Genomic DNA, 488 nt, shown 5'->3' with positions numbered 1-488 from the left:
GAACCCGACGTTCGACGTGAGTGTCTTCGACACGTTCGCGACGTTGGCCAGCGGCGCCCTGTTGGTGTGCGCTCCCCGCGAGCACCTCCACGACCCCGAGCAGCTGACCGCCCTGATGGCACGCGAACGCGTGACCGTCGCCCACCTCCCACCGGCCGTGCTGAGCCTGCTGGACCCGCAGGCGGCGCCGCCCGAACTGCGGGTACTCGTCGTGGGTGGCGAGTCCTACCCGGCCGCCCTCGCCGACCGGTGGAGCCGTCCGGGACGCGAGTTTCACAACAGCTACGGGCCCACTGAGACCACAGTGGACTGCCTCGACCACCGTCACGTCGAGGGCCGGGCCGCCTTCGGTGGCGGGACGCCGATCGGTCGGGCGATGGCCAATCATCGGGCGTACGTGCTCGACGGCGGCTACACCCCCGTGCCGGTGGGGATCCCCGGTGAGTTGTACATCGCCGGCACCGGTGTGACCCGTGGCTACGCCAACC

Annotated in this window: 1 protein-coding gene; it reads left to right on the top strand. The window is 70.9% G+C overall.

Annotation, left to right across the window (positions count from 1 at the left end; all coding sequences use genetic code 11):
- Nucleotides 1–16 precede the first annotated feature (16 nt).
- Nucleotides 17–488: AMP-binding protein (locus QMG73_RS46170; protein WP_281906529.1), on the top strand; the 472-nt coding region annotated here is incomplete at its 3' end.

Origin of the sequence: Phytohabitans aurantiacus, assembly GCF_027923225.1 — a bacterium.
GTDB classification, from domain to species: domain Bacteria; phylum Actinomycetota; class Actinomycetes; order Mycobacteriales; family Micromonosporaceae; genus Phytohabitans; species Phytohabitans aurantiacus.
Note: the sequence above shows the minus strand (reverse complement) of the source record. Positions and strands in the feature narration are given on the sequence as shown.